The organism is Clostridium luticellarii (genome assembly GCF_002995845.1).
Classification (GTDB): Bacteria; Bacillota; Clostridia; order Clostridiales; family Clostridiaceae; genus Clostridium_B; species Clostridium_B luticellarii.
Genome location: NZ_PVXP01000042.1, coordinates 1 through 19,796 on the forward strand (window position 1 = coordinate 1; position 19,796 = coordinate 19,796).

General features: G+C 33.3%; 21 protein-coding genes, 1 pseudogene and 2 riboswitches. Of the genes and pseudogenes, 11 read left to right on the forward strand and 11 right to left on the reverse strand.

Annotated elements, in window-relative coordinates; translation table 11 throughout:
- The first annotated feature begins 371 nt into the window (after positions 1 to 371).
- A riboswitch (Fluoride riboswitch) is annotated at positions 372 to 434 on the forward strand.
- Between the two features lie 44 nt (positions 435 to 478).
- A riboswitch (Fluoride riboswitch) is annotated at positions 479 to 540 on the forward strand.
- 33 nt (positions 541 to 573) lie between these two features.
- From CLLU_RS18960 to CLLU_RS12545, 3 genes are read left to right on the forward strand one after another with little or no spacing between them, the layout of a single operon-like run.
- Positions 574 to 801: a hypothetical protein gene (locus CLLU_RS18960; RefSeq protein ID WP_207656001.1), complete on the forward strand. Its 228-nt coding sequence runs from the start codon at positions 574 to 576 to the stop codon at positions 799 to 801.
- Positions 802 to 830: 29 nt separating this feature from the next.
- Positions 831 to 1,169, forward strand: a complete 339-nt coding sequence (locus tag CLLU_RS18965) for a cation:proton antiporter domain-containing protein (RefSeq protein ID WP_242977609.1) — start codon at positions 831 to 833, stop codon at positions 1,167 to 1,169.
- On the forward strand, positions 1,170 to 1,592 hold the full coding sequence (locus tag CLLU_RS12545; protein ID WP_106010131.1) for a universal stress protein: 423 nt from the start codon (positions 1,170 to 1,172) through the stop codon (positions 1,590 to 1,592).
- A gap of 153 nt (positions 1,593 to 1,745) precedes the next feature.
- On the opposite strand, the gene CLLU_RS12550 is transcribed toward CLLU_RS12545, so the two are convergent.
- Entirely contained in the window at positions 1,746 to 2,318 is a 573-nt protein-coding gene (locus CLLU_RS12550) for a TetR/AcrR family transcriptional regulator (RefSeq protein ID WP_106010132.1), read from the reverse strand.
- Positions 2,319 to 2,492: 174 nt separating this feature from the next.
- Between CLLU_RS12550 and CLLU_RS19340 the strand changes: the two genes are divergently transcribed.
- Positions 2,493 to 2,627 carry a hypothetical protein gene (locus CLLU_RS19340; RefSeq protein WP_273335062.1) on the forward strand — a complete coding sequence of 45 codons (135 nt, stop codon included), beginning with the start codon at positions 2,493 to 2,495 and terminating at the stop codon, positions 2,625 to 2,627.
- 15 nt (positions 2,628 to 2,642) lie between these two features.
- Here the strand turns inward: CLLU_RS19340 and CLLU_RS12560 are convergent, their stop codons facing one another.
- The 6 genes and pseudogenes from CLLU_RS12560 to CLLU_RS12585 all read right to left on the reverse strand — a co-directional run bounded on the left by CLLU_RS12560 (position 2,643) and on the right by CLLU_RS12585 (position 9,287).
- Positions 2,643 to 5,687, reverse strand: a complete 3,045-nt coding sequence (locus tag CLLU_RS12560; protein ID WP_106010133.1) for an efflux RND transporter permease subunit — start codon at positions 5,685 to 5,687, stop codon at positions 2,643 to 2,645.
- A gap of 15 nt (positions 5,688 to 5,702) precedes the next feature.
- Positions 5,703 to 6,956: an efflux RND transporter periplasmic adaptor subunit gene (locus tag CLLU_RS12565; protein WP_242977611.1), complete on the reverse strand. Its 1,254-nt coding sequence runs from the start codon at positions 6,954 to 6,956 to the stop codon at positions 5,703 to 5,705.
- Between the two features lie 90 nt (positions 6,957 to 7,046).
- Positions 7,047 to 7,739, reverse strand: coding sequence for a TetR/AcrR family transcriptional regulator (locus tag CLLU_RS12570; protein WP_158255923.1), 693 nt, complete (start codon positions 7,737 to 7,739; stop codon positions 7,047 to 7,049).
- A gap of 136 nt (positions 7,740 to 7,875) precedes the next feature.
- Positions 7,876 to 8,313, reverse strand: coding sequence for a MarR family winged helix-turn-helix transcriptional regulator (locus tag CLLU_RS12575; RefSeq protein ID WP_106010135.1), 438 nt, complete (start codon positions 8,311 to 8,313; stop codon positions 7,876 to 7,878).
- A gap of 60 nt (positions 8,314 to 8,373) precedes the next feature.
- The gene (locus CLLU_RS12580) at positions 8,374 to 8,778 is read right to left on the reverse strand and encodes a flavodoxin family protein (protein WP_106010136.1); all 405 of its coding nucleotides are present in this window, start codon (positions 8,776 to 8,778) and stop codon (positions 8,374 to 8,376) included.
- A 35-nt stretch (positions 8,779 to 8,813) separates the two neighbouring features.
- Positions 8,814 to 9,287 (reverse strand): annotated as a pseudogene (locus CLLU_RS12585) (glutathione peroxidase).
- A 320-nt stretch (positions 9,288 to 9,607) separates the two neighbouring features.
- Here CLLU_RS12585 and CLLU_RS12590 point away from each other — a divergent pair.
- The 4 genes from CLLU_RS12590 to CLLU_RS12605 all read left to right on the forward strand — a co-directional run bounded on the left by CLLU_RS12590 (position 9,608) and on the right by CLLU_RS12605 (position 12,403).
- Positions 9,608 to 10,321, forward strand: coding sequence for a putative ABC transporter permease (locus CLLU_RS12590; RefSeq protein ID WP_106010137.1), 714 nt, complete (start codon positions 9,608 to 9,610; stop codon positions 10,319 to 10,321).
- Positions 10,275 to 10,799 (forward strand): HD domain-containing protein, encoded by a 525-nt coding sequence (locus CLLU_RS12595; RefSeq protein ID WP_106010138.1) that lies wholly within the window; start codon positions 10,275 to 10,277, stop codon positions 10,797 to 10,799. Before CLLU_RS12590 ends, CLLU_RS12595 begins: the two co-directional genes overlap by 47 nt.
- Before the next feature lie 141 nt (positions 10,800 to 10,940).
- Positions 10,941 to 11,522 carry a TetR/AcrR family transcriptional regulator gene (locus CLLU_RS12600; protein ID WP_106010139.1) on the forward strand — a complete coding sequence of 194 codons (582 nt, stop codon included), beginning with the start codon at positions 10,941 to 10,943 and terminating at the stop codon, positions 11,520 to 11,522.
- 245 nt (positions 11,523 to 11,767) lie between these two features.
- Entirely contained in the window at positions 11,768 to 12,403 is a 636-nt protein-coding gene (locus tag CLLU_RS12605) for a 5-methyltetrahydrofolate--homocysteine methyltransferase (protein WP_106010140.1), read from the forward strand.
- An 18-nt stretch (positions 12,404 to 12,421) separates the two neighbouring features.
- On the opposite strand, the gene CLLU_RS12610 is transcribed toward CLLU_RS12605, so the two are convergent.
- A complete protein-coding gene (locus CLLU_RS12610; RefSeq protein ID WP_106010141.1) occupies positions 12,422 to 12,736 on the reverse strand; it encodes a hypothetical protein in 315 nt (104 codons plus the stop codon).
- 176 nt (positions 12,737 to 12,912) lie between these two features.
- On the opposite strand from CLLU_RS12610, the gene CLLU_RS12615 reads away from it, so the two are divergent.
- The 3 genes from CLLU_RS12615 to CLLU_RS12625 all read left to right on the forward strand — a co-directional run bounded on the left by CLLU_RS12615 (position 12,913) and on the right by CLLU_RS12625 (position 16,122).
- Positions 12,913 to 13,806: an MBL fold metallo-hydrolase gene (locus tag CLLU_RS12615; RefSeq protein ID WP_106010142.1), complete on the forward strand. Its 894-nt coding sequence runs from the start codon at positions 12,913 to 12,915 to the stop codon at positions 13,804 to 13,806.
- Positions 13,807 to 14,260: 454 nt separating this feature from the next.
- Entirely contained in the window at positions 14,261 to 15,556 is a 1,296-nt protein-coding gene (locus CLLU_RS12620) for a hemolysin family protein (RefSeq protein ID WP_106010143.1), read from the forward strand.
- A 149-nt stretch (positions 15,557 to 15,705) separates the two neighbouring features.
- Positions 15,706 to 16,122: a hypothetical protein gene (locus CLLU_RS12625; protein WP_242977612.1), complete on the forward strand. Its 417-nt coding sequence runs from the start codon at positions 15,706 to 15,708 to the stop codon at positions 16,120 to 16,122.
- Positions 16,123 to 16,281: 159 nt separating this feature from the next.
- Here the strand turns inward: CLLU_RS12625 and CLLU_RS12630 are convergent, their stop codons facing one another.
- From CLLU_RS12630 to purD, 3 genes are all read right to left on the reverse strand, one after another.
- On the reverse strand, positions 16,282 to 17,328 hold the full coding sequence (locus tag CLLU_RS12630; protein ID WP_106010144.1) for a hypothetical protein: 1,047 nt from the start codon (positions 17,326 to 17,328) through the stop codon (positions 16,282 to 16,284).
- 13 nt (positions 17,329 to 17,341) lie between these two features.
- Entirely contained in the window at positions 17,342 to 18,346 is a 1,005-nt protein-coding gene (locus tag CLLU_RS12635) for a phosphodiester glycosidase family protein (protein WP_106010145.1), read from the reverse strand.
- A 189-nt stretch (positions 18,347 to 18,535) separates the two neighbouring features.
- Entirely contained in the window at positions 18,536 to 19,777 is a 1,242-nt protein-coding gene (gene purD / locus CLLU_RS12640; protein WP_106010146.1) for a phosphoribosylamine--glycine ligase, read from the reverse strand.
- Between the last annotated feature and the right edge of the window lie 19 nt (positions 19,778 to 19,796).

The following is a 19,796-nucleotide window of genomic DNA, read 5'->3' on the forward strand; positions in this document are numbered from 1 at the left end:
GCTAAAAAAACATAGCAATATATACCAACATATCAATTATTTTTTGATTTCTTATATAAAAAGTATACTGACTTTAATATAATATATAATCACAATATTTTTACAATTATACAATATGCATAGGCAATGGTAAAAACGATATTGGAATGTTTGAAATCTGTGCCCTGTCTATCCTTATAGTCGGTGATGAAGGCTATTCTGCTAAAGCGCTATTAAAGGCTGACATTGTTGTAAAAAGCAGTGAGGACGCATTGATGTTACTGCTGAACCCAAAGAGAATTACGGCTACTCTTAGAAGATAAGATTAACAAATATAGATTGTATTATGTATTGATATATGTCTTAATTTATGGTAATATGAAATTATAAATTAAGACTTAGGCAATGAAGTTTGCCTTTAAGTATCCTTTGTGATTAATGACTTCTACTATTGTTAGTAGAAGTTTTTTTATGCTTATTTTTTTAAAAGAATACATGCTTTAACAAAGACGATGGGGCTCGTCTAAAATGCACATTTGTGCTAATGACTCCTATGATTTATAGATAATAAATTTATAGGGGGGAATTAGGAATATGTGGCTCTTATTTTCGAAGTGGATTGTTCTATCTATAATTGCAGGCGGAATAGCATATTACTCTGGTATTTCAATATCACTAGTTGAGATATTAGTAGGTATTATAGCAGGCAATGTTATGAATCTAACTACGAATCAGTGGATTGATTTTCTCGCAGGTGCAGGAAGTATAATTCTTACGTTTCAAGCTGGAGCGGAAATAGACCATGACATATTTATTTTTTAAAAGCGGGAAGTAACGTCTCTTATCATGTTGTGAATTATGCATGGATAGTGCTTGCCTTCCTGACAGTAAAAATCATCACTAAATATATAGGCATAAGACCACTTACCGTACTGTATGGATATAAAAGGAAAGAGGGAATATACACCACTTTACTTATGGCAACAGGGCTAACTTTTGGATCAATATCTGCCCTATTTGGTCTTAATCATGGATTTATAAATAAAATACAGTATTCCATTATAGTGACAACGGTAATTTTAAGTGCTGTAGTACCAACCTTGATAGCCCAAAAATTTTTTAATCCTTTAAGTAATAAAGATATGTCAGATATAAAAAACCAAGAAACCGGCAGTGAGGAGGTTGAATAAATGTATAAAAATATAGTAATAGCTTATGACGGTTCAATATATGCTGAAAAAGCTTTTAATGTTGCTCTGGAATTCAAGAGAAAATTTGGTTCAAAGTTACACTTGATATCTGTAGTTCACGTACCCGACTTTGTAGAAACAAAAATTGAATTTGATGGAATGTTGAAAGATGGAATAAGATTTTATACTGAAGCACAAGATTCAGCAGAGAAGAGAGCCAATAAGTCAGGAATAAACATATGCAAAAAAATTATTTCCGGCAATATACCGCAGAATATAGTAGCTTATGCCGATAGCGTGAATTCAGATTTAATAATCATAGGGCACAGGGGTAGAAACAAAATATCAAAATTTTTACTGGGAAGTGTGGCTGTGTCTGTTACAAGAAGTGCTCATTGTCAAGTATTGGTTGTAAGGTTATAATGAGTTCTTTATAAATAATGCTAATGTCAATGCTTTAAAAAAGTGTGATATTATATAAATTTCCCTAACTTATAGGCTATTTGGTATTTACTATACCAAATAGCCTATCTTTAAAGTTATCTGATGTAAGTTACTTTGAATTTCATCTAAAAATCACTCGAAAAATTTTATACCGTTGATTGATATCCCAAGTATCAATTCGGCCATTTCATTAATAGACTTTTTCATGCCTTCTCTTAGCCATTTTTGAATGGTGCAGATACTACCACTTGCTAAAAAATAAAATATATATTCTGATTCTTCCTTTTTCAAAAGATTATTTCCTTTTATTGGTATGAAATGCTGTTTGCCGATAATTTTTATGATTTCCTGTTGAAAGTGTGTATCACCATTTGAATTAAGCAGGAGATCAAAAAGTTGTGAATTTTCCTTTACATATTCTAAAATTCTTTCAATACCAGCAACAGGAACATCATTTTTGCTTTTAAAGTCATAACTGCTCAGGTATTGATTTATGTCATTGATCGTTTCATTTTCTATTTGTTTTAGCAAATCATATTGATTTTTATAATGGGCGTAAAATGTGGCACGATTAATATCGGCATCTTCACAAATTTCTTTTATAGAAATTTTAGATATGGGTTTCTGTTTTAATAATTTGACAAAGCTTTGCCTTATAACCATCTTTGTGTACTTAACCCGTCTATCGGTTTTCTTTTCCTTCATAGTAATTTCTCCCAAGTTAAAAAATTTTGTGATTTATTAAACGTTTCATGAAAATCTGTTTTTTAACTATCACTTTTTAACAATATGATTGTTGTATTTATCCCATAGTGTTAGTATACTGTATTAAAGAAAAATAATCAACATATTGTTTAACAAAAGTTGGAGGGATATTGAATGTCGTTTATAGATTTTGAAAATGTCAAAAAAGAATACACCGCTGGAGATGTAACAATTACTGCAGTAGAAAACTGTTCCTTCTCGGTGGAAAAAGGTCAGCTTGTTGTAATACATTTAAAGAGGTCCATATGATGGAATTAATATCCATCATGTGGTCTTTTTTCTAAACTTCTTCTTAAAATCATTCAAGAATGTATAAACAACTGGTACAAATAACAGTGTCAGCAGCGTAGATGTAATTAACCCTCCAATAATTGCAAAAGCCATGGGTGCGCGAAGTTCCGATCCCGAGCCATTGACCAGTGCTGTAGGGAGCATACCAAAGATCATTGCCAAGGTGGTCATGATGATTGGCCTCAGACGCGTACGCCCTGCTTCAATTAAAGCTTCCTTCAAATCCATTCCCCTGCTGTAATTTTGTTTTGTAAAATCAATAAGCAAAATTGCATTTTTAGTAACCAGTCCCATCAACATGACAACACCTATCATGGACATCATGTCCAGCTCCTTGTTGCCAACAAGCAGTCCTAAAATAGCACCTATAATGGCAAGCGGCAGTGAAAGCAAAATGGCAAGCGGATCTATGAAGCTTTCAAATTGAGCTGCAATTACAAGAAATACAAATAAAACTCCCATTACAAGCGCCACAACCAGCCCTGTCATTCCCTCGGTCATCTGTTCCTGAATTCCCCCGGCGGACAATTCTATTCCACCTGGAACAGGAGCTTCACTTCCTAATTTGCTGGTAAATGCCTTGTTAAACTCGCCCTCTGACACTTCCACATAATTTGCCGTCAATTGAATTTCCCTTTCTTTATCGTATCTGTTGATAGTAGATGAAGAGGTAGTAAAAACTTTTTTAGTCACCTGATCAATTGGAATCATATCCTTATCTTTATTTGCACTGGGCACATAAATTTCGTTTAAACTGTCAAGGTTGTTCCTATCGGAATCCTGAAGCTCTACACGAACATCATACCTGTCCTTTTCCGTTTCATACTGACCTACTACAGTTCCATTGAATAAAGTACTTAATGTGCTGGAAATTACAGTTGGACTTACTCCCAGATCAGCAGCCTTATCACGATCCACATTAAAATCCACCTCTGGTTTTCCAGCCTTATAGCTAAGACTTACATCCACAGCTCCAGGAGTATTTTTCATTGCTTTTTCAGCCTTCAAGGCATATTTCTGAAGCTTTGTAAAATCATCACCTTTAATGTGATATTGAACCAGTTTACCCGGAATAAAGCCCCCACCTACAACAACCGATAGATCGATTCCAGGAATATTTTTCAAATCCTTCCTCATTTCTGCTCCGATTTCATCAATGCCCTCTTTCCTCTTCTGTTTATCAGAAATCTTTACAAGCAGAACAACTTTATCCGCTTTAACTGTAGAATATATATATTTTACATTTCTATTCTTTTTAATAATACTTTCCATACTATTATTAATTTTTGAAGCATTATTCAATGTGGAACCTGAATCCAGATTTGCTTCTATATCAAGTTCTCCAGTGTCACCTGCTGCAATAAAACCTGTATTCAGCTTTGTAGCCAGCAGCAAACTCCCTATTAACAATATCAACGGTATTATTATAACTAAAATTCTATGGTTCAATGCTACCTTTAAACCCCTGGCATAAAAATCGGCCAGTTTGTCAAATGCTTTATTGAAATATTCCAGAAACTTTCCTAATACAGGTATTCTCTTTTCTTCACTTTTCAGGTATTTGGAAGACAGCAGCGGTACTGCAGTAAAGGCTACAAATAATGACACCAGTACGCTGGCAGCAACAGTCAAGCCAAACTGTACCAGAAACTTTCCCACCAGGCCGTTGATCATGGCAATAGGAACAAATACTGCTACCAATGCAAAAGTGGTGGCCATAACTGCAAGTCCTATTTCAGAAGTAGCATCTTTTGCCGCCTGAATTGCACTTTTGCCCATACGCAGATGACGTACAATATTTTCAATGACAACTATGGCATCATCTATAAGTAATCCTACAGCAATTGACAAGGCCATTAAAGATACTGTATTAAGCGAAAAATTCATAACCTTCATCATCGCAAAAGTGGAAATTATAGATACCGGAATGGCAATTCCAGCAATTGCAGTACTTACAAAATTTTTGAGAAACACAAAAACAACAACTACCGCCAGTATGCATCCTTCTATCAATGTTTTCTGGACATCTTGGACTGAATCACGTATGGATGCTGAGTTATCACGAACAAGTTCAATTTTAGCTCCTGACGGCAAATTTTTTTCAATATCAGTGAGTTTCTTCTTTACAGCATCAGCTACCTGCACAGTATTTGAATTGGATTGTTTGAGAATATCAATACCAATTGCCTCCCTGCCATTATAAAAAGACAAACTGTCTCTTTCCTTGCTGCCGTCTTCGGCCTCTGCAATATCCTTGAGTCTAATTTGGCTGCCGTTGCGGGTGGTAACTAAAACATTGAGAAAATCATCTACATTCTTCACAGCTGAATTGGTTCTCAGACCTATTTCCGTATCTCCATCAGAGATCTTGCCGCTTGACACATCAATATTATCACTGCTTAAACTATTGGTAAGTTCTGAAATTGTAATGTTAAAGGAATTCATTTTTTCCTTGTCAAGTTTTATATGAATCTCCCGTTCCTGCTCTCCATAGGTATTAACGGCTCCAACACCATTTATAGTCTGCAGTTTTTTTGTAATATCATCATCTACCAGCTGAGACATTTCCTTACTGGACATAGAGCCGGTAACAGCCAGAGAGACAATAGGTTGTGCATTTGCATCGTATTTTGAAACCACAGGCTCATTAATATCTTTTGGCAAATCACCACGAATATTGGATAACTTGTCTTTTACATCCTGCAATGCCTCAGCTGAAGATTTGTCCAATTCAAACGTAATAACAGTATTAGAGACTCCTTCCGTTATGGTTGAGTTAATATGCTGCACACCGGATATCTGTCCTACAGCATCTTCAACTTTCTTTGTTATTTTTGATTCAATTTGATCCGGAGAAGCTCCAGCTTGAGTTATTGTAGCAGATACAGTTGGAGTATCAACATTTGGAAACTGGTCAACAGGTAAATTTGCATAACTAACTACACCTAAAGTCAATAGAACAATAATTATTACTGTGGCAAATACGGGTCTTTTTAAACTGACATCTGTTAAAAACATATTTAATATGGCCTCCTATTCCGATACAATCTTTACAGCATCACCATCTTGTAAAGTGCTTACATTAGTACAAATAACATAATCACCTGCTTGTACCCCGGATTTTATTTCTACATTGTCTTTATCAAATTCTCCTATGGTTATATTTTGTTTTTTTGCCACACCATTATCATCTATAAATACATAGTAATTTCCTTCAGTTCCCCCTATTGCTTTTAGTGGAACTGCAATAGCTTTTTTTGTCTCATTGGTAGCAATTTCTACATTCCCAAAGACACCGGGCTTGAGTTTACCATCTTTATTGTCAATTTGAATTTTACATTTAAATGCTCTGGAAGCAGGGTCTGCTGCCCCATCAATACTTTTGACAACCCCATCATATTCCTTTAAATTATCACCATCAAGTTTAAACTTAACTTTGGCTCCTGGTTTTACATAACTCAAATTACTTTCTCTTATGTCTATGACAGCATATATGGGAGATATTGTTTCCACCTTTCCCAAAATTGTTCCCGGACTTATGTACTGACCTACACTAATATTTTTCCCTGTTATAATTCCACTAGTTGGAGCTGTAATAACTGTATCCTTCAATGATTCTTTCGTATTATCCAAATTTGTCTGAGCAGTTTGTATATTAGCTCTTTGTGTTTCAACAGAACTGCTTGAAGCTTGTGCACTGGCTTTTGCTGATTCCAGTGCACTCTGCGCTGTTTTTAGCTGGGCCTGGGCATTTTCAAAATCAACTTTTGCAGCTGCTCCCTGATCATAAAGAGCTTTTGTTCTATCATAGTTGTTTTGGGCAGTTTCCAAATCGATCTGAGGTTTGTTGACTTCAAGCTGTGCAGAGCTGGCTGTGCTTTCCGCTGCCTTTAATTGAGCCTCTGCCGCCGCAAGCTGTGCTTCATTTGATTTTATATTATTTCTAATATCAGTGTCATCCAGTTTTACCAAGGTTTGTCCTTGAGATACAGTTTGTCCATTTTGAAAAAAAACCTGAGTTACCTTACCCGCTAATTTACCGCTTATATCTCCTTCTTGAGATGTTTCCAATGAAGCATTAAAAGACTCCTTTGATGCCACTGTACCCATATTTGCTTTGATCGCCTCTACAGAAACCTTATCCGTATTACTCGAAACTTTTAAAACCTTTTTCCCACCTAAAGAAATACTTCCCACAACTGCCACAATTCCAACAGCAGCCAATACAATTATACAAATTTGTTTCTTTTTTTTAATCATAGGAATTAACTTTTCTTTTATAATCATTTTGCCCTCCCGTATAAATAATTTAACAGTCCAATTAATTCATTGAACATACAGTGAATTAAATTGTTTTAATGAAAACCAAATTAATTACTAATTTGGTTTTTTCCATAAATCTACTGTAAAATCCACTAATCTTTTTATATAACTATAATTATCATTATTATCCTGTAACATATTGACTTCCAATAATTTTTTTATGCAATCATCATTACTATCCTGTGACATATTGGTTGCCAAATGATTCATAACAACAGTACTAAAAACTGTAGCCAAAAACTGATGTGTAGCCATATCAAAATCCAATTCTTTAATTTCACCATTTTGGGCTCTTCTCTTTAATAAATTATTTACAGCATTCCAGATCCTAACAAATGTATGTAAAATCAAGCTATTTATTTCTTCTCCAAATAAATCCTTCTCATGAAACATAATAACAATCAGATCGCTGTCTAATTTAAGAGTTTTTCTAAAGTTTTTACAAAAATAGAGCATAACTTCATTCAACGTTATTTCATCGCTTATTCCATTTAGGGTTTCATTTGCACAATTAGTTAAAACTTCACAGCCCTCTTTAAATATGGTATGCAAAATTTCTATTTTGCCATCTGGAAAATAATGATAAATCAGTCCATCTGCCATCCCTATATTTTGAGTAATGGAACGAACAGGAGTATTGTAATATCCATTTTTTGCAAATAATTTTTTAGCCGAATCCAGCAGTTGTTTTTTTCTCTCAATAGCCTGCAAATCCCTATTAGTCAATTGTTTTTCAGTATTACGCATATAATCCTCCATTTCATTCACTAACTGTTCAATAAAATAATTTTAATATTAAATTTTACCAAAGTCAATATATTTCCATGTCATGCTTATATGTAGTTGAAAAATCAGAGGTTGTAATAATATCACCTATTTTTGATTATTCTGCTATATCGTTCAACATTTTATAAAGCAGATTATACAGCTGTCCTGCCTCTTCTGACTTCAGTTTCACACACTTTCCAAGCTGCATGGGAATTTCAACTGCCTGTTCCTTAAGTCTACCTCCCCGATCAGTTAATGCAACTAGAAGATTTCTTTCATCATCTTTTGAACGGGTACGTGTAATGTATCCTTTAGATTCCAGCCTTTTTAAAACAGGTGTCAGGGTACCAGAATCAAGGTAAAGATATCTTCCCAGTTCCTTAACATTCAACTTTTCTCTTTCCCATATTACCATCATAGTGATATATTGTGTATATGTCAGATCTATTTTATCAAGAAACGGCTTATACTTTTTAACTATTTCCCTGGCACATGCGTAAATTGGAAAACATAATTGATTCTCTAATTTTAGAACATCATATCTATTCTTCACAATGTATATACTCCTTTTACAAAGCTATCGTATTATAAACAATTAAATTTACCACTCTTCTTATAAAAATGACTTTGCAAATTGACTTGCTTTATTTAAATCATCAGCATCTGGCTTTCCTCTATGAATAGGTCCAAATGAACCTCTGCAGTGGTACTCTTTGTCACTTACGCTTATTCCCCTTTTACCTGCAAGTTTTTTTATTTGTGAATAGGTGGACTTGATGACTGCTGCAGTACTGAAATTTACAATCTTACCAACAGGAACATCTATGTCCTCAATAAATTTTTTAACCTGGACATCCACGCCTGCAGCATATACAGAGCTTCCAAGAAACAATATATCCACATCACTCGTTAGTTTTTCATTTACTGCTTTTGCTTCTACACCTACTGCTCCTGCTATGGCATCTGCCAGTTTCCTCGTATTGCCTGTCTTTGTATAATATCTTACTGCTATTTTCATCACATTTTCCTCCTTATTTCATAATCACATATTTGTTACAGTAACTCCTTTATTTTCATAGCTATTTTTTCAGGTGCCGCTGATGGTGCAAATCTTTCAACCACATTACCTTCTCGATCCACAAGAAATTTTGTGAAATTCCATTTAATCTTATTTCCCAGAATTCCACTTTTTTGAGATTTCAGATAAGTATATAGCAGACTTTCATTTTCTCCGTTCACATCAATTTTTGAAAACTGATTAAAAGTAATCCCATATTTAAGATCACAGAAGCTTGCAATTTCTTCATTGCTTCCTGGTGCCTAATTGGCAAATTGATTACATGGAAAATCAAGTATCTCAAATTCTCGAGACTGATACCTCTCATACAAATCCTGGAGTCCTTGATACTGTGGTGTAAATCCGCATTTTGTAGCTGTATTGACAATTAGCAATACTTTTCCTTTATATTCCTTCATCGAAACATCATTGCCTTTAATATCCTTTACATTGTAATCATAAATATTCATATCTTATCCATTCCTTTAAATAGTATTGTTTGCAATTTAATTGTAGTCAATTTAGTTGTACTTGTCAATAATTTTTTACTCTATTTTATCCTGCCCTATCATATTGTCTCTAAAATAATTCATCCGGGCACTGTCATTTTATCTCAAAATACAAAGTGCAAATATTCAATACAAATATTTAACAGTTTATTTATACATAATTAATAAAATTTAATTGACTACACAATAGGTATATGATAAAATGTTTTCATTCAAACGTACGAATTATTAAATGTTTTTGTAGTACTTTGTATACTGGATATGCTTGGAGGTGAAATATCATGAATAATTACAGTACTCTATTTTTATTTTTTACTTTTTATTCTTTCCTGGGGTGGGTAATTGAAACCACTTTTGCAAGTATAAATAGAAAAAGCTTTGTCAACAGAGGATTTTTAAATGGCCCCTTTTGTCCAATATATGGTCTCGGAGCTGTACTGGTATTGCAGATATCATCGCTAACAGGCACTTATTCTGAAAATTATTCTATACCTGCAGGCATTTTATTATCCGTTGTCATGGTTACATTATTGGAATATACAACCGGCTTTATTTTAGAAAAACTTTTTAACTGCAAATGGTGGGATTACAGCGACAACTATGCAAATATCAGAGGATATATATGTCTAAAATATTCGTTGCTATGGGGAATACTTGCATTTCTTGTAATTCAAATAATTCAGCCATTGATATCCTCAGCTTTTTTGTATGTTCCTGCTAAAGCCAAAACTTATATTGTATTATTTTCAATCATCTATTTTATGCTGGATACAGTAAAGTCTACAATTGATGCATTGAAGCTTAGAAATATAATTATCAAATATTTAAATTTTCCTTTAAGTATTTACTACAATAAAATAATGAAATATGAAAGATTCTTAAAAGCATGTCCTAGAATAATGATTTTAATTTTAGAAATGGCAAATCAAAATATCAGAGGTGCGGTAAATGATAAAATATATAAAATCAAAATTGCGTTTAAAAATATATTCTAAATTTGATCTTAATGCTGAATACAGACAATGTGTTGAAGACTTGATTACCAGCCCCGTTGTCTTATCCATGCAGAATTTTGTACAGCACAGTAATTTGTCATGCCTTGAACATTGTATCAATGTTTCCTACAAAAGCTATATACTATGCAAATATTTAAAATTCAATTATCGTTTTGCAGCCAGAGGAGGCCTGCTCCATGATTTATTTTTATACGACTGGCACACATCAAAGCCTGCAAATGGATTACATGCCTTCACCCACCCTGCTCTGGCATTAAAAAATGCAAACATGTATTTTAATTTAAATGATGTAGAAAAAGATATAATAGTAAAACATATGTGGCCGTTGACTTTGAAATTTCCAAAATACAAGGAATCATTTGTGATATCTTTCATAGATAAATACTGCGCTTTTACGGAAACCTGCTTCAGGGGCACTAAAAATTATATTAAAGATATAGGAAAAATATATACCTAACAGTAATATTAAAAGATATGAGAAAGAATATCTAACTCCAATTTAAAAATTTATTTCAGTATGCTAATATATATTTATAAAATTATTTAATTTGCTGATAAGGTAGTTTATATATATAAGCTATATAGGAGTTGAAATCAAATGGGTGAAAAGGTTAAAAATAATAATCAGGCTGAAAGAATATTGAATGCAGCTTTTAAATGTATCTCCACAAAAGGATATGCCAATGTTTCCTTAAGAGATATTGCAAATGAAGCTGGTGTTGTTCTGAGCCAATTGAATTATTATTATAAGAATAAAGAAGGATTATTCAAAAAAGTGGTGGAAATGTTATCTGAGAAATATTTTAGTGAAATTGAAGATAATTTAAAAAAAGGTACTACAGGAAGTGAAAGTTCAGTATATCTGATAAAATATTTCAAAGAAATGCTGAGTAATAAACCTGAATTATTTAAAATTCTTTTTGATTTAGCCAGTATGGCACTTTGGTCAGAGTCCCTAAAAAAACTCCTTAAAGAGCTTTTTGACGGACTAACTAAATTAATTGAAAAGTATATAGTAAATAACTCTGCAAATCATGAAAAATTAAAAACATATTCTTCACTTTCATCATCCAGGCTGATACTGGGAACACTTCTAGGAACATCAATCCAGGTAATGCTGACAGATGAAAGAGAAGATTGTTTAAATGCATTATCTACACTAAAGCTAATACTTGCCTGAAGCTGGTAAAGCATAAATGTATTGATGTGCTATTATATTCTCTATTAGATAAAAAAGAAGTGTCCACTTATTTCTCAAATTACAGCAGATCTGTATTTACACAATTTAATATATTCCCATTATATAAAAATTATTTCCACTAAATTAAGTTTAGTATATCATACCATTTTTAAAGATTCAACTTAGCATTATTAAAATTGATGTTGTATAATGTAAGTATATCTATATAGTGGAGGAAAATCAGTATGGAAGTAATATTGGATTTTGATTTTAAATTAAATAAAGCCCAGATATTTCAAACTTTAAAATCCTATGGTGAAATATTAGGAGAAGAAGAAATAAAAAGTTTATACAGCCTGCTGCTTCCCACAGTGTACGAAGCAGCAGAACCATCAGGCGTATTCAGTATAGAAAAAAAAGATAATAATTTTCATTATGAAATCATGAAAAATTACAGCCATATAGTATACTGTATCATAACCCTGGGAGATGACTGCAATAAAAAAATAAATGAATTTTTTTCTTATGGGGACATGAAAAAAGGAATGGTAATGGATGCAATGCTCACTTCCTATTTGTTTGAAGCAAGTTCCCAGCTTTTCAACCATATTTATAACAAATCCAAAGAGTTAAATTTGGGATTAAGCTGCAGAATATCACCTGGTGATGGAGAACTGCCCCTTGAATACCAAAAAAACATACTTGAAAAGTTAGATGCTGAAAATTTTTTGAATTTAACTGTAACAGAAGGCTTTATGCTCTCCTCCAACCATTCCATGGCATACGTATACGGAGCTGATAAAAACTTACCCTTAAGTAAAAAAGACCATGATTGTTCCCGATGTCCCAATCGAGAGCTCTGTGCTATGAAAAATCTTTGATCTCAAATAATATACCATCTATTTATTTTTTCTCTTGTTTCTGGTTTTTTTATATATAAAATCCGAGGTAATAGCCAGAAGTAAAAATGCAGACAGCAGTATTTCCATTTGAGTGCCTATTTGAGGATAAAAATATGTAACAAGTTCAAAGAGCAATATCACCACTCCCATTACAATAAGGAAATTGATCTTAAAATTAACATATTTTTTGTCCACACCTTCTGCATCCAGCATAAACTTTTTTCGCACGGATTTGCTGTATTTCATCCCCAGCCCCTGAATAATACCCATAAATCCTAAAAGAGTCAACAGGCCTGTTATCGTTGAATCCATATAAAAATACCTCCATATCAAATATTTTGATCAAACACTTATTAAAAATTATATCATCATAACACATAAATTTCAAAATTCAAGTAAAATATGTTATCATTAAATGAAGATTTTAAGTTTGCTCGGAAATCAAACAGATTTGATATTTAAATTTCAAGGGGGAAGTGTCACTAAAAATGAACTTAAATAAAATAAAGGGAAACACCTATTATATAGACGGGCCAACAAATTGTGGTATATTTGTATTCAAAAACAAGAATTGTCTGATTGTAGATACAGGTATAAATAACAGTGAGGCCAAAAAAATAGATAATCTGCTTACAGTAAAAAATCTCCATCCCAAATTTATAATAAATACCCACAGTCACCTGGATCACTGCGGTGGTAATTTATACTTTAAAAAGAACTATCCAGGTTGTCTGGTATACACCTCCAGAAAAGAAAAATTATTTATGGAAAATGAAGAACTTTTCTCATCCATGCTCTCATCTTCCTATCCGTCCAGGGCCTTCAGCAGAAGCAACAAACCCATAGACGTTGATTTTATCCTCGATTATGGAGTGAACAAACTCAATGAGGAGAAATTTACCATCATAGCACTGCCGGGACATTCCATAGAACACATAGGAATAGTAACACCTGAAAAGGTGTGCTTTCTGGGAGACTCTATATTCAGCAGCGAAATACTGGATAAATATTCTTTCCCGTATTTATACAACATAGAGGACAGTTTGTCATCTTTGGCCAAAATAAAAGATATAGATGCGGACTATTTTCTGATAGCCCATTCTAAAAAGTTACTTGACAAGAAAGAAATTTCTGAGCTGGCAGATAAAAATATATCCAACATACACAGCTATGAAGATGAAATTCTGGAGCTTCTGGAGCAGCCCTTAACCAGAGAGGATATACTGGAAAACATAACTATATTGAATAATCTATCTCTTGATTTTTATGAATATCATTTAAACTTAAGCGGAGTATCCGCTTTCATATCATATTTATACAATAATAAACTCATAAATTATTCTATAGAAGATGGAAAATTATATTATTTTAGGTCAAAATAAAAAGTAACTAAAAAATATTCTTAATTTCATATAATCTTTTAACCTTTACAACGTATAAACCCCCGGAGCTGAGGGTTTATTATTTATTTTAGTATGTCAAATGAATACCCTTGGTAGCTAAAATACTCTATAATCTTCAGTATCCATTTTCCTTAGCCTCTTCTCTAAAGGGTTCCAACCTTCTTCCAACGGATGAACTTTATACTATAAATCTTTTATAGCAAAAGTTTCAATCATATGATAATATATTTATATTATAAGCAAAAAAATTTTTATATTTTAAGGAGGAATATTTAATGCAGTCAGAGCCCGACCCGGCGCATATCAATATTACAATATTACAAAATATCTTAAGTCATATTAGGGTATATATAAACAATTTTCTTATATTTTCAGAATCATCTTCGCCATATAAAAAAATAAATGCAGTAATATCAAAACGGGGTAAGAATATATGAATATTTTAATAAATACTATTGTTGTATTTTTACTCATTTTTATGAATGCTTTTTTTGTGGCTACAGAATTTGTTATGGTAAAAGTCAGAAAATCTAGAATAGAAACATTAGTCCTTGAAGGAAACAAAAGTGCTAATCACATTTTAACAGTTATCAGAAATCTAAATTTATATTTATCTGCATGTCAGCTGGGAATAACTTTGGCATCCTTAGGCCTGGGATGGATTGGAGAACCTACTATTTCTCATATTTTAATACCAATATTCAATTTGTTTAATATGCCAGAAAGCATTATATATTCTATTTCATTTATTTTAGGATTTTCAATTATAACAGCCTTTCACATTGTACTTGGTGAACTAGCACCTAAATCGTTAGCAATTATAAATGCAGAAAAAATAGCTATGTATACAGCATTTCCGCTTATAATATTTTATAAAATAACATATCCTATAATGTGGATTTTCAATCATAGCACCAATCTCGTCTTGAAAATATTTGGGATTTCACAAAATGATGAGCATGAGGCGGCTCATACTGATGAGGAAATAAAGCTACTAGCTAAAGACAGTTATAATCAAGGCTTAATTGATAAAACTGAACTAACATTTGTTGATAATATATTTGATTTTTCAGATAAGGATGTAAAAGAAATAATGATGCCTCGTACTGATATGGTATGTATATTTATAGAAGATTCATTTGATAATATTATATCATTTACTTTAAAAAAACATCTAACTAGATATCCGGTATGTAAAGGCAATAAAGATAATATTATTGGCTTTATACATATTAAAGATTTATACAAGCAAAAAATTGAAGGTAATGATAAAAATATTGAAAATATTATTCGAGAAGTTAAATTTGTTCCAGAATTCATGCCAATAGGCGAATTATTAAAAATATTTAAAAGCGAAAAATCACAGATGGCTATAGTTATTGACGAATTTGGCGGTACGTCTGGATTGGTAACTATTGAGGATGTGTTGGAAGAAATTGTCGGTGAAATACAAGACGAATTTGATAAAGATGAAAATGAAATAAATAGAACTAAAGATAATAACTATATTATTAATGGAAAAGTTCCTATAGAAGATATCAATGAATTATTAAATCTAGATATTGAAGTTGAAAATATTGATACTATTGGCGGATGGATTTATTCACGATTAAAATCATATCCAAAAATAAATGATAATATAACTTATAATAACTATAATTTTATTATATTAAAATGTGACAGAAAAAGAATAAATAAGATATTGGTTAAAAAGTTACCTAAAGAATAATTATAAAAATAAAATATACCTATTATTAAGAATAAATTTTCATAAGCCCCAGGCCCAATTAATGACCTAGGGTTTAAATTATTTAGACAGATAAAGGTACTTCTACTGAAAGTACTTCTGCTACTTCCGAAAAGAAAAATACAGTTTCTTTGCCAGATAGTGTTGTGAAAAAAATTCAGGAAATGGCACAGAAAGGTGCGGCAAAAAGTGTGTACATGGGAAATGATTATATATCCTATATCAATTCTTATAAAAAACAACATATATCTCCTGATCGTTCAAAGCTTATCTCATTAATGACACCTATATTAAAGAAAGCAATATATACAAATGGCTTACCATACTTTTTTAGGATTACTGGATTACCTTTCACAGGGCAAATGTGCGTTGGTGCAAGTGGATCATCTATGTTTATTTATGATCAAAATGGTGACGAAGTTTTATCTTACAGCTCTAATACTGGATGGGCAGAGGGACACACAAAAGCAGAAGATCAGTTTTATGATGAAACAACAGCAATTTATCACGAAGCCTATATTGCAGCAAGAGCAGATATGAAGGCATAAATACACCAGCTTAGTGAAGCTATCTATTTTAAGTCGGTGCCTTTTGAAGTGTCCATAAATTTAGTGTTATTTCAAATCAAAATAATGGATTTGAACATCAGCTGAAACATATTGCCACCAGCATAAAACTGCATTTATACTGATGGCAATATGCCCTTCTTAAAACAAACTGTTTACCAGTTTATTCCCATTTTGGCTTATCACACCATATTCATATACAGATACGAATTTTCCTACATATTTAGTAACCTTTCCCGTAGTCAGTTCCTTTACTTCACCTGCTTCTGGATTATTCACATATATTCTCCTGCCTCTGGTAACGTATATGTTGTCTTTGCTCACGTAGGAAGGCAGAGTATACACCTTTTTTTTGTCCACATCCAGATTGCTTATGAATATTTTATTGATCTTGTTGTTTTCGCCGTTCCCTATGTATATATTATTGTTTTCATCTGTATTTAAAAGATAATGCATGGCATTTTCCCCTGTTGCTATTACTCCTCCCCTTCCAGTTCTGATTCTGTTGTAGGTTCTATCTTCATATATGAGTTCATCACCATTCTCATTATTTACAGCTGCTATATTCCCAAGTTTGCATCTTCCAAAATTAACTAAATTCATTCTTATCATCACATCTATCCTATATATTCTGCCATTTGTCTCTTCATTACCGCCGCTCATCACATAAGCCACGTTGCTTGGCCCTGAAAAAGCCACACGCTTGACCTCATAAGAATCATCCGGCAGCAATATGGAAAGATCCTGATTCTTCTCCAAATTTTTCAGCGGGTATATTTCATCACGTTTTGCATCATACGATTCAAATTTTAAATTGCTTGAATTTCCTCCTGCTTTTGTCTTTTCAGCTATAAACATGTCATCGGTATCCAGATTCCAGGTGTAATAGGAGAATTCATTTTCAAGATCAACCTGCTTTACATCATTCTTGACGGTGTCAACCACCTGCAGCGACTGACCGTCATAATAAGATATGTAATTTCCACTGCTTGCCACTTTGATCTGCTCCGCATCCTCCGGTATTTTCACTTTTATTTTATGCTCTGCCTGTTTTGATGAAATATCAACTTTTTTTATGTTGAAATTTGCCTCTCCATTGAAATAAAACTGATTAAGGAACAAAAGTCCTATTAATTCTATAGCCACAGGTATCAGAGTCCACATAATTATTCTCTTAAAGTTTTTCATCATCCACTCTCCTCTAGGGTTTTACATATATAGCTGTAGCTACAGTTCTCTCCCCGTTCCAGTCACTTGGATTGTTTATGACCTCCCCGTTTAGATACATGGTAGTAGAAGACCCTCCATCCAGATTGCTTGCATTTACAACTCCCTGTTTGAGAAGTATATTCTGCACATCTTTCAGGGAAGCTCCCATCTTGAGCCCCTTTCTTCCGTCTATGGCCAGCATGACTATGGTTCCATCCGATTTTTGTCCTATGGCCGTTCTGGGATTTAGTCCTTCATTTTGTACAGCTACGGTTTTTCCATTTATTATAAGAGAATTTCTGAAAGAAATAGCTTCTGTCACACCCTGGGAAAGCAGTTCATTCAACGTATGATCTCCCACTATAAGCCTTCCAGTTGAAGTAAAAGCCGTTACATTTATTTTTTCATCGGGATTCACATCGCTGTATACGAGCTTGCCGCCGGATATTACAATTCCATCAGGATAAGCTCCTGTTCCCACCCACAGCTTTCCACTGCTGGTTTTGTCTGAAAATCCTCCTCCATTTATAGCCGCCACCGCTCCATTTCTCTTTGCTATTTCACTGGTTCTCTCTCCAACTTCCTTGAGTTTGCTGGTATACCCTATACGTATCCTTTTAGGATCATCTATTTCAAGAATATAGCCGTTGAATTTGGAAGTATCTATGTCATATCTCTTTATACTCTTATCACCAGCATGAGCTATATTTACTTCATTGGGATTTTCAGCTTCCGCACTGGTAGTCTGACCAGCTTTACCTTCCTGAAGTATTTCATTTATCTTGTCTTTTGACAAAAATAAAGTGGCTATATACTGATGGGTAAAAGTTGCCATAGCTGTTCCTACTATTTGATTTCTCACATTCTTAAATGGACCATAAAATACAAGCAGAGGGGCAGTAACCGTAATCACTACAAGCTCATAGATCATAAATATAAAAAACAATTTGAAAGAAGATCTCTTTTTTTTCTTTTTTCTTCTTCTCGTATTACCCATATTAAAATAACCTCCATAAGATAAGAACTATTTTCTATTTTACTATTATCCCAAGATTATTTCCACCTTAAAAATATTATGTAACAATAAATTAAAAAGCTGACCCTTTTTACAATGTACAGTTTACAATTCACAATTAATGGAGGGTTTTCGGATAAAACCGAAAACCCCCCAAAATTTAATATTTAATTACTTTCCTATGTCTTTCCTGAAATACATTCCATTAAAGCTTACCTTTTTCAAATTTTCATAGGCATATTCAACGGCATCCTCCAGGCTGGCACCAATTCCATAAGTTACTAGAACCCTTCCTCCTGATGTTTTAAAAACTCCGTCTTCTTTTTTTACACCTGCTGCAAAAATATTATTTTCCTTTTTAAAACCATTTATTTCAAATCCGGTTTCATATTTTGCAGGGTATCCTTTAGAAGCCGCCACCACACAGCAGCAGGCACCCTCTTTCCACTCCAGCTTGAAATCTGAAAGCTTTTTTGAAACAGCAGCCTGAATGAGATCCACAAAATCACTTTTCATAAGGGGCAGCACTGCCTGAGTCTCAGGATCTCCCATTCTCACATTGTACTCTAAAAGATAGACACCTTTTTTAGTTATCATTATTCCGAAAAAAATTATTCCTGTATAATCCAAATTTTCCTGCTGTATTCCTTTTAAAGTTGGGAGCATTATATTTTTTTCAAAGTCTTCAAGCACTTCTTCACTGCAATAGGGATTGGGAGCTATGGCTCCCATACCACCTGTATTTGGTCCCCTGCCGCCGTCATAAATCTGTTTATGATCCTTTGAGGATATAAAGGGGATAATGGTATTTCCATCTGTTACAGTCAATATTGAAGCTTCCACTCCCTGCAGAAATTCTTCAACAATCACTTTCTTCCCCGCCCCTTTAAATACATCTTTTATCATGAAATTTTCCAATGCAGTTTTTGCTTCCCCGTAATTTTCACATATGGATACACCTTTTCCTGCTGCCAATCCATCTGCTTTCACAACTACAGGATAGCTGCAGTTTTCAATGTACTCAAGAGCCTTATCTATATCATCAAAATCTGCATATTCTGCAGTTTTAATTCCATATTTTCTCATGAAATTTTTGGAATAAATTTTACTTCCCTCCAGCAGTGCAGCTTTTGAAGAAGGGCCAAATATACTTAGACCCTTCTCTTTAAATTTATCCACAATTCCCTCTGTAAGCGGAACTTCAGGGCCAACTACGGTAAGAGCCACCTTTTCCTCTGATGCAAAATCCCTAAGTTCATCTATATCTGTTATATTCAGATTACTGCACTTGTCTTCTATTTCTATACCGCCATTCCCTGGAGCACAAAATACTCTATCCACTCTGGGATTTTGAGCTATCTTCCAGCAAATAGCATGTTCCCTTCCACCTGAACCTATAACAAGCACCTTCACTGCTTGATTACCCCTTTCT

Excerpts from the sequence above, each read along its gene's own strand:
- CLLU_RS12630 (WP_106010144.1), bottom strand. The coding sequence starts at position 17,328 with ATGAAAAACTTTAAGAGAATAATTATGTGGACTCTGATACCTGTGGCT.
- CLLU_RS12570 (WP_158255923.1), bottom strand. The coding sequence starts at position 7,739 with ATGCGTAATACTGAAAAACAATTGACTAATAGGGATTTGCAGGCTATT.
- CLLU_RS12610 (WP_106010141.1), bottom strand. The coding sequence starts at position 12,736 with ATGGATTCAACGATAACAGGCCTGTTGACTCTTTTAGGATTTATGGGT.
- CLLU_RS12550 (WP_106010132.1), bottom strand. The coding sequence starts at position 2,318 with ATGAAGGAAAAGAAAACCGATAGACGGGTTAAGTACACAAAGATGGTT.
- CLLU_RS12590 (WP_106010137.1), top strand. The coding sequence starts at position 9,608 with ATGAATAATTACAGTACTCTATTTTTATTTTTTACTTTTTATTCTTTC.
- CLLU_RS18960 (WP_207656001.1), top strand. The coding sequence starts at position 574 with ATGTGGCTCTTATTTTCGAAGTGGATTGTTCTATCTATAATTGCAGGC.
- CLLU_RS12620 (WP_106010143.1), top strand. The coding sequence starts at position 14,261 with ATGAATATTTTAATAAATACTATTGTTGTATTTTTACTCATTTTTATG.
- CLLU_RS12600 (WP_106010139.1), top strand. The coding sequence starts at position 10,941 with ATGGGTGAAAAGGTTAAAAATAATAATCAGGCTGAAAGAATATTGAAT.
- CLLU_RS12595 (WP_106010138.1), top strand. The coding sequence starts at position 10,275 with ATGATAAAATATATAAAATCAAAATTGCGTTTAAAAATATATTCTAAA.
- CLLU_RS12545 (WP_106010131.1), top strand. The coding sequence starts at position 1,170 with ATGTATAAAAATATAGTAATAGCTTATGACGGTTCAATATATGCTGAA.
- CLLU_RS12615 (WP_106010142.1), top strand. The coding sequence starts at position 12,913 with ATGAACTTAAATAAAATAAAGGGAAACACCTATTATATAGACGGGCCA.
- CLLU_RS12635 (WP_106010145.1), bottom strand. The coding sequence starts at position 18,346 with ATGGGTAATACGAGAAGAAGAAAAAAGAAAAAAAAGAGATCTTCTTTC.
- CLLU_RS19340 (WP_273335062.1), top strand. The coding sequence starts at position 2,493 with ATGTCGTTTATAGATTTTGAAAATGTCAAAAAAGAATACACCGCTGGA.
- CLLU_RS12580 (WP_106010136.1), bottom strand. The coding sequence starts at position 8,778 with ATGAAAATAGCAGTAAGATATTATACAAAGACAGGCAATACGAGGAAA.
- CLLU_RS12560 (WP_106010133.1), bottom strand. The coding sequence starts at position 5,687 with ATGTTTTTAACAGATGTCAGTTTAAAAAGACCCGTATTTGCCACAGTA.
- CLLU_RS12565 (WP_242977611.1), bottom strand. The coding sequence starts at position 6,956 with ATGATTATAAAAGAAAAGTTAATTCCTATGATTAAAAAAAAGAAACAA.
- CLLU_RS12605 (WP_106010140.1), top strand. The coding sequence starts at position 11,768 with ATGGAAGTAATATTGGATTTTGATTTTAAATTAAATAAAGCCCAGATA.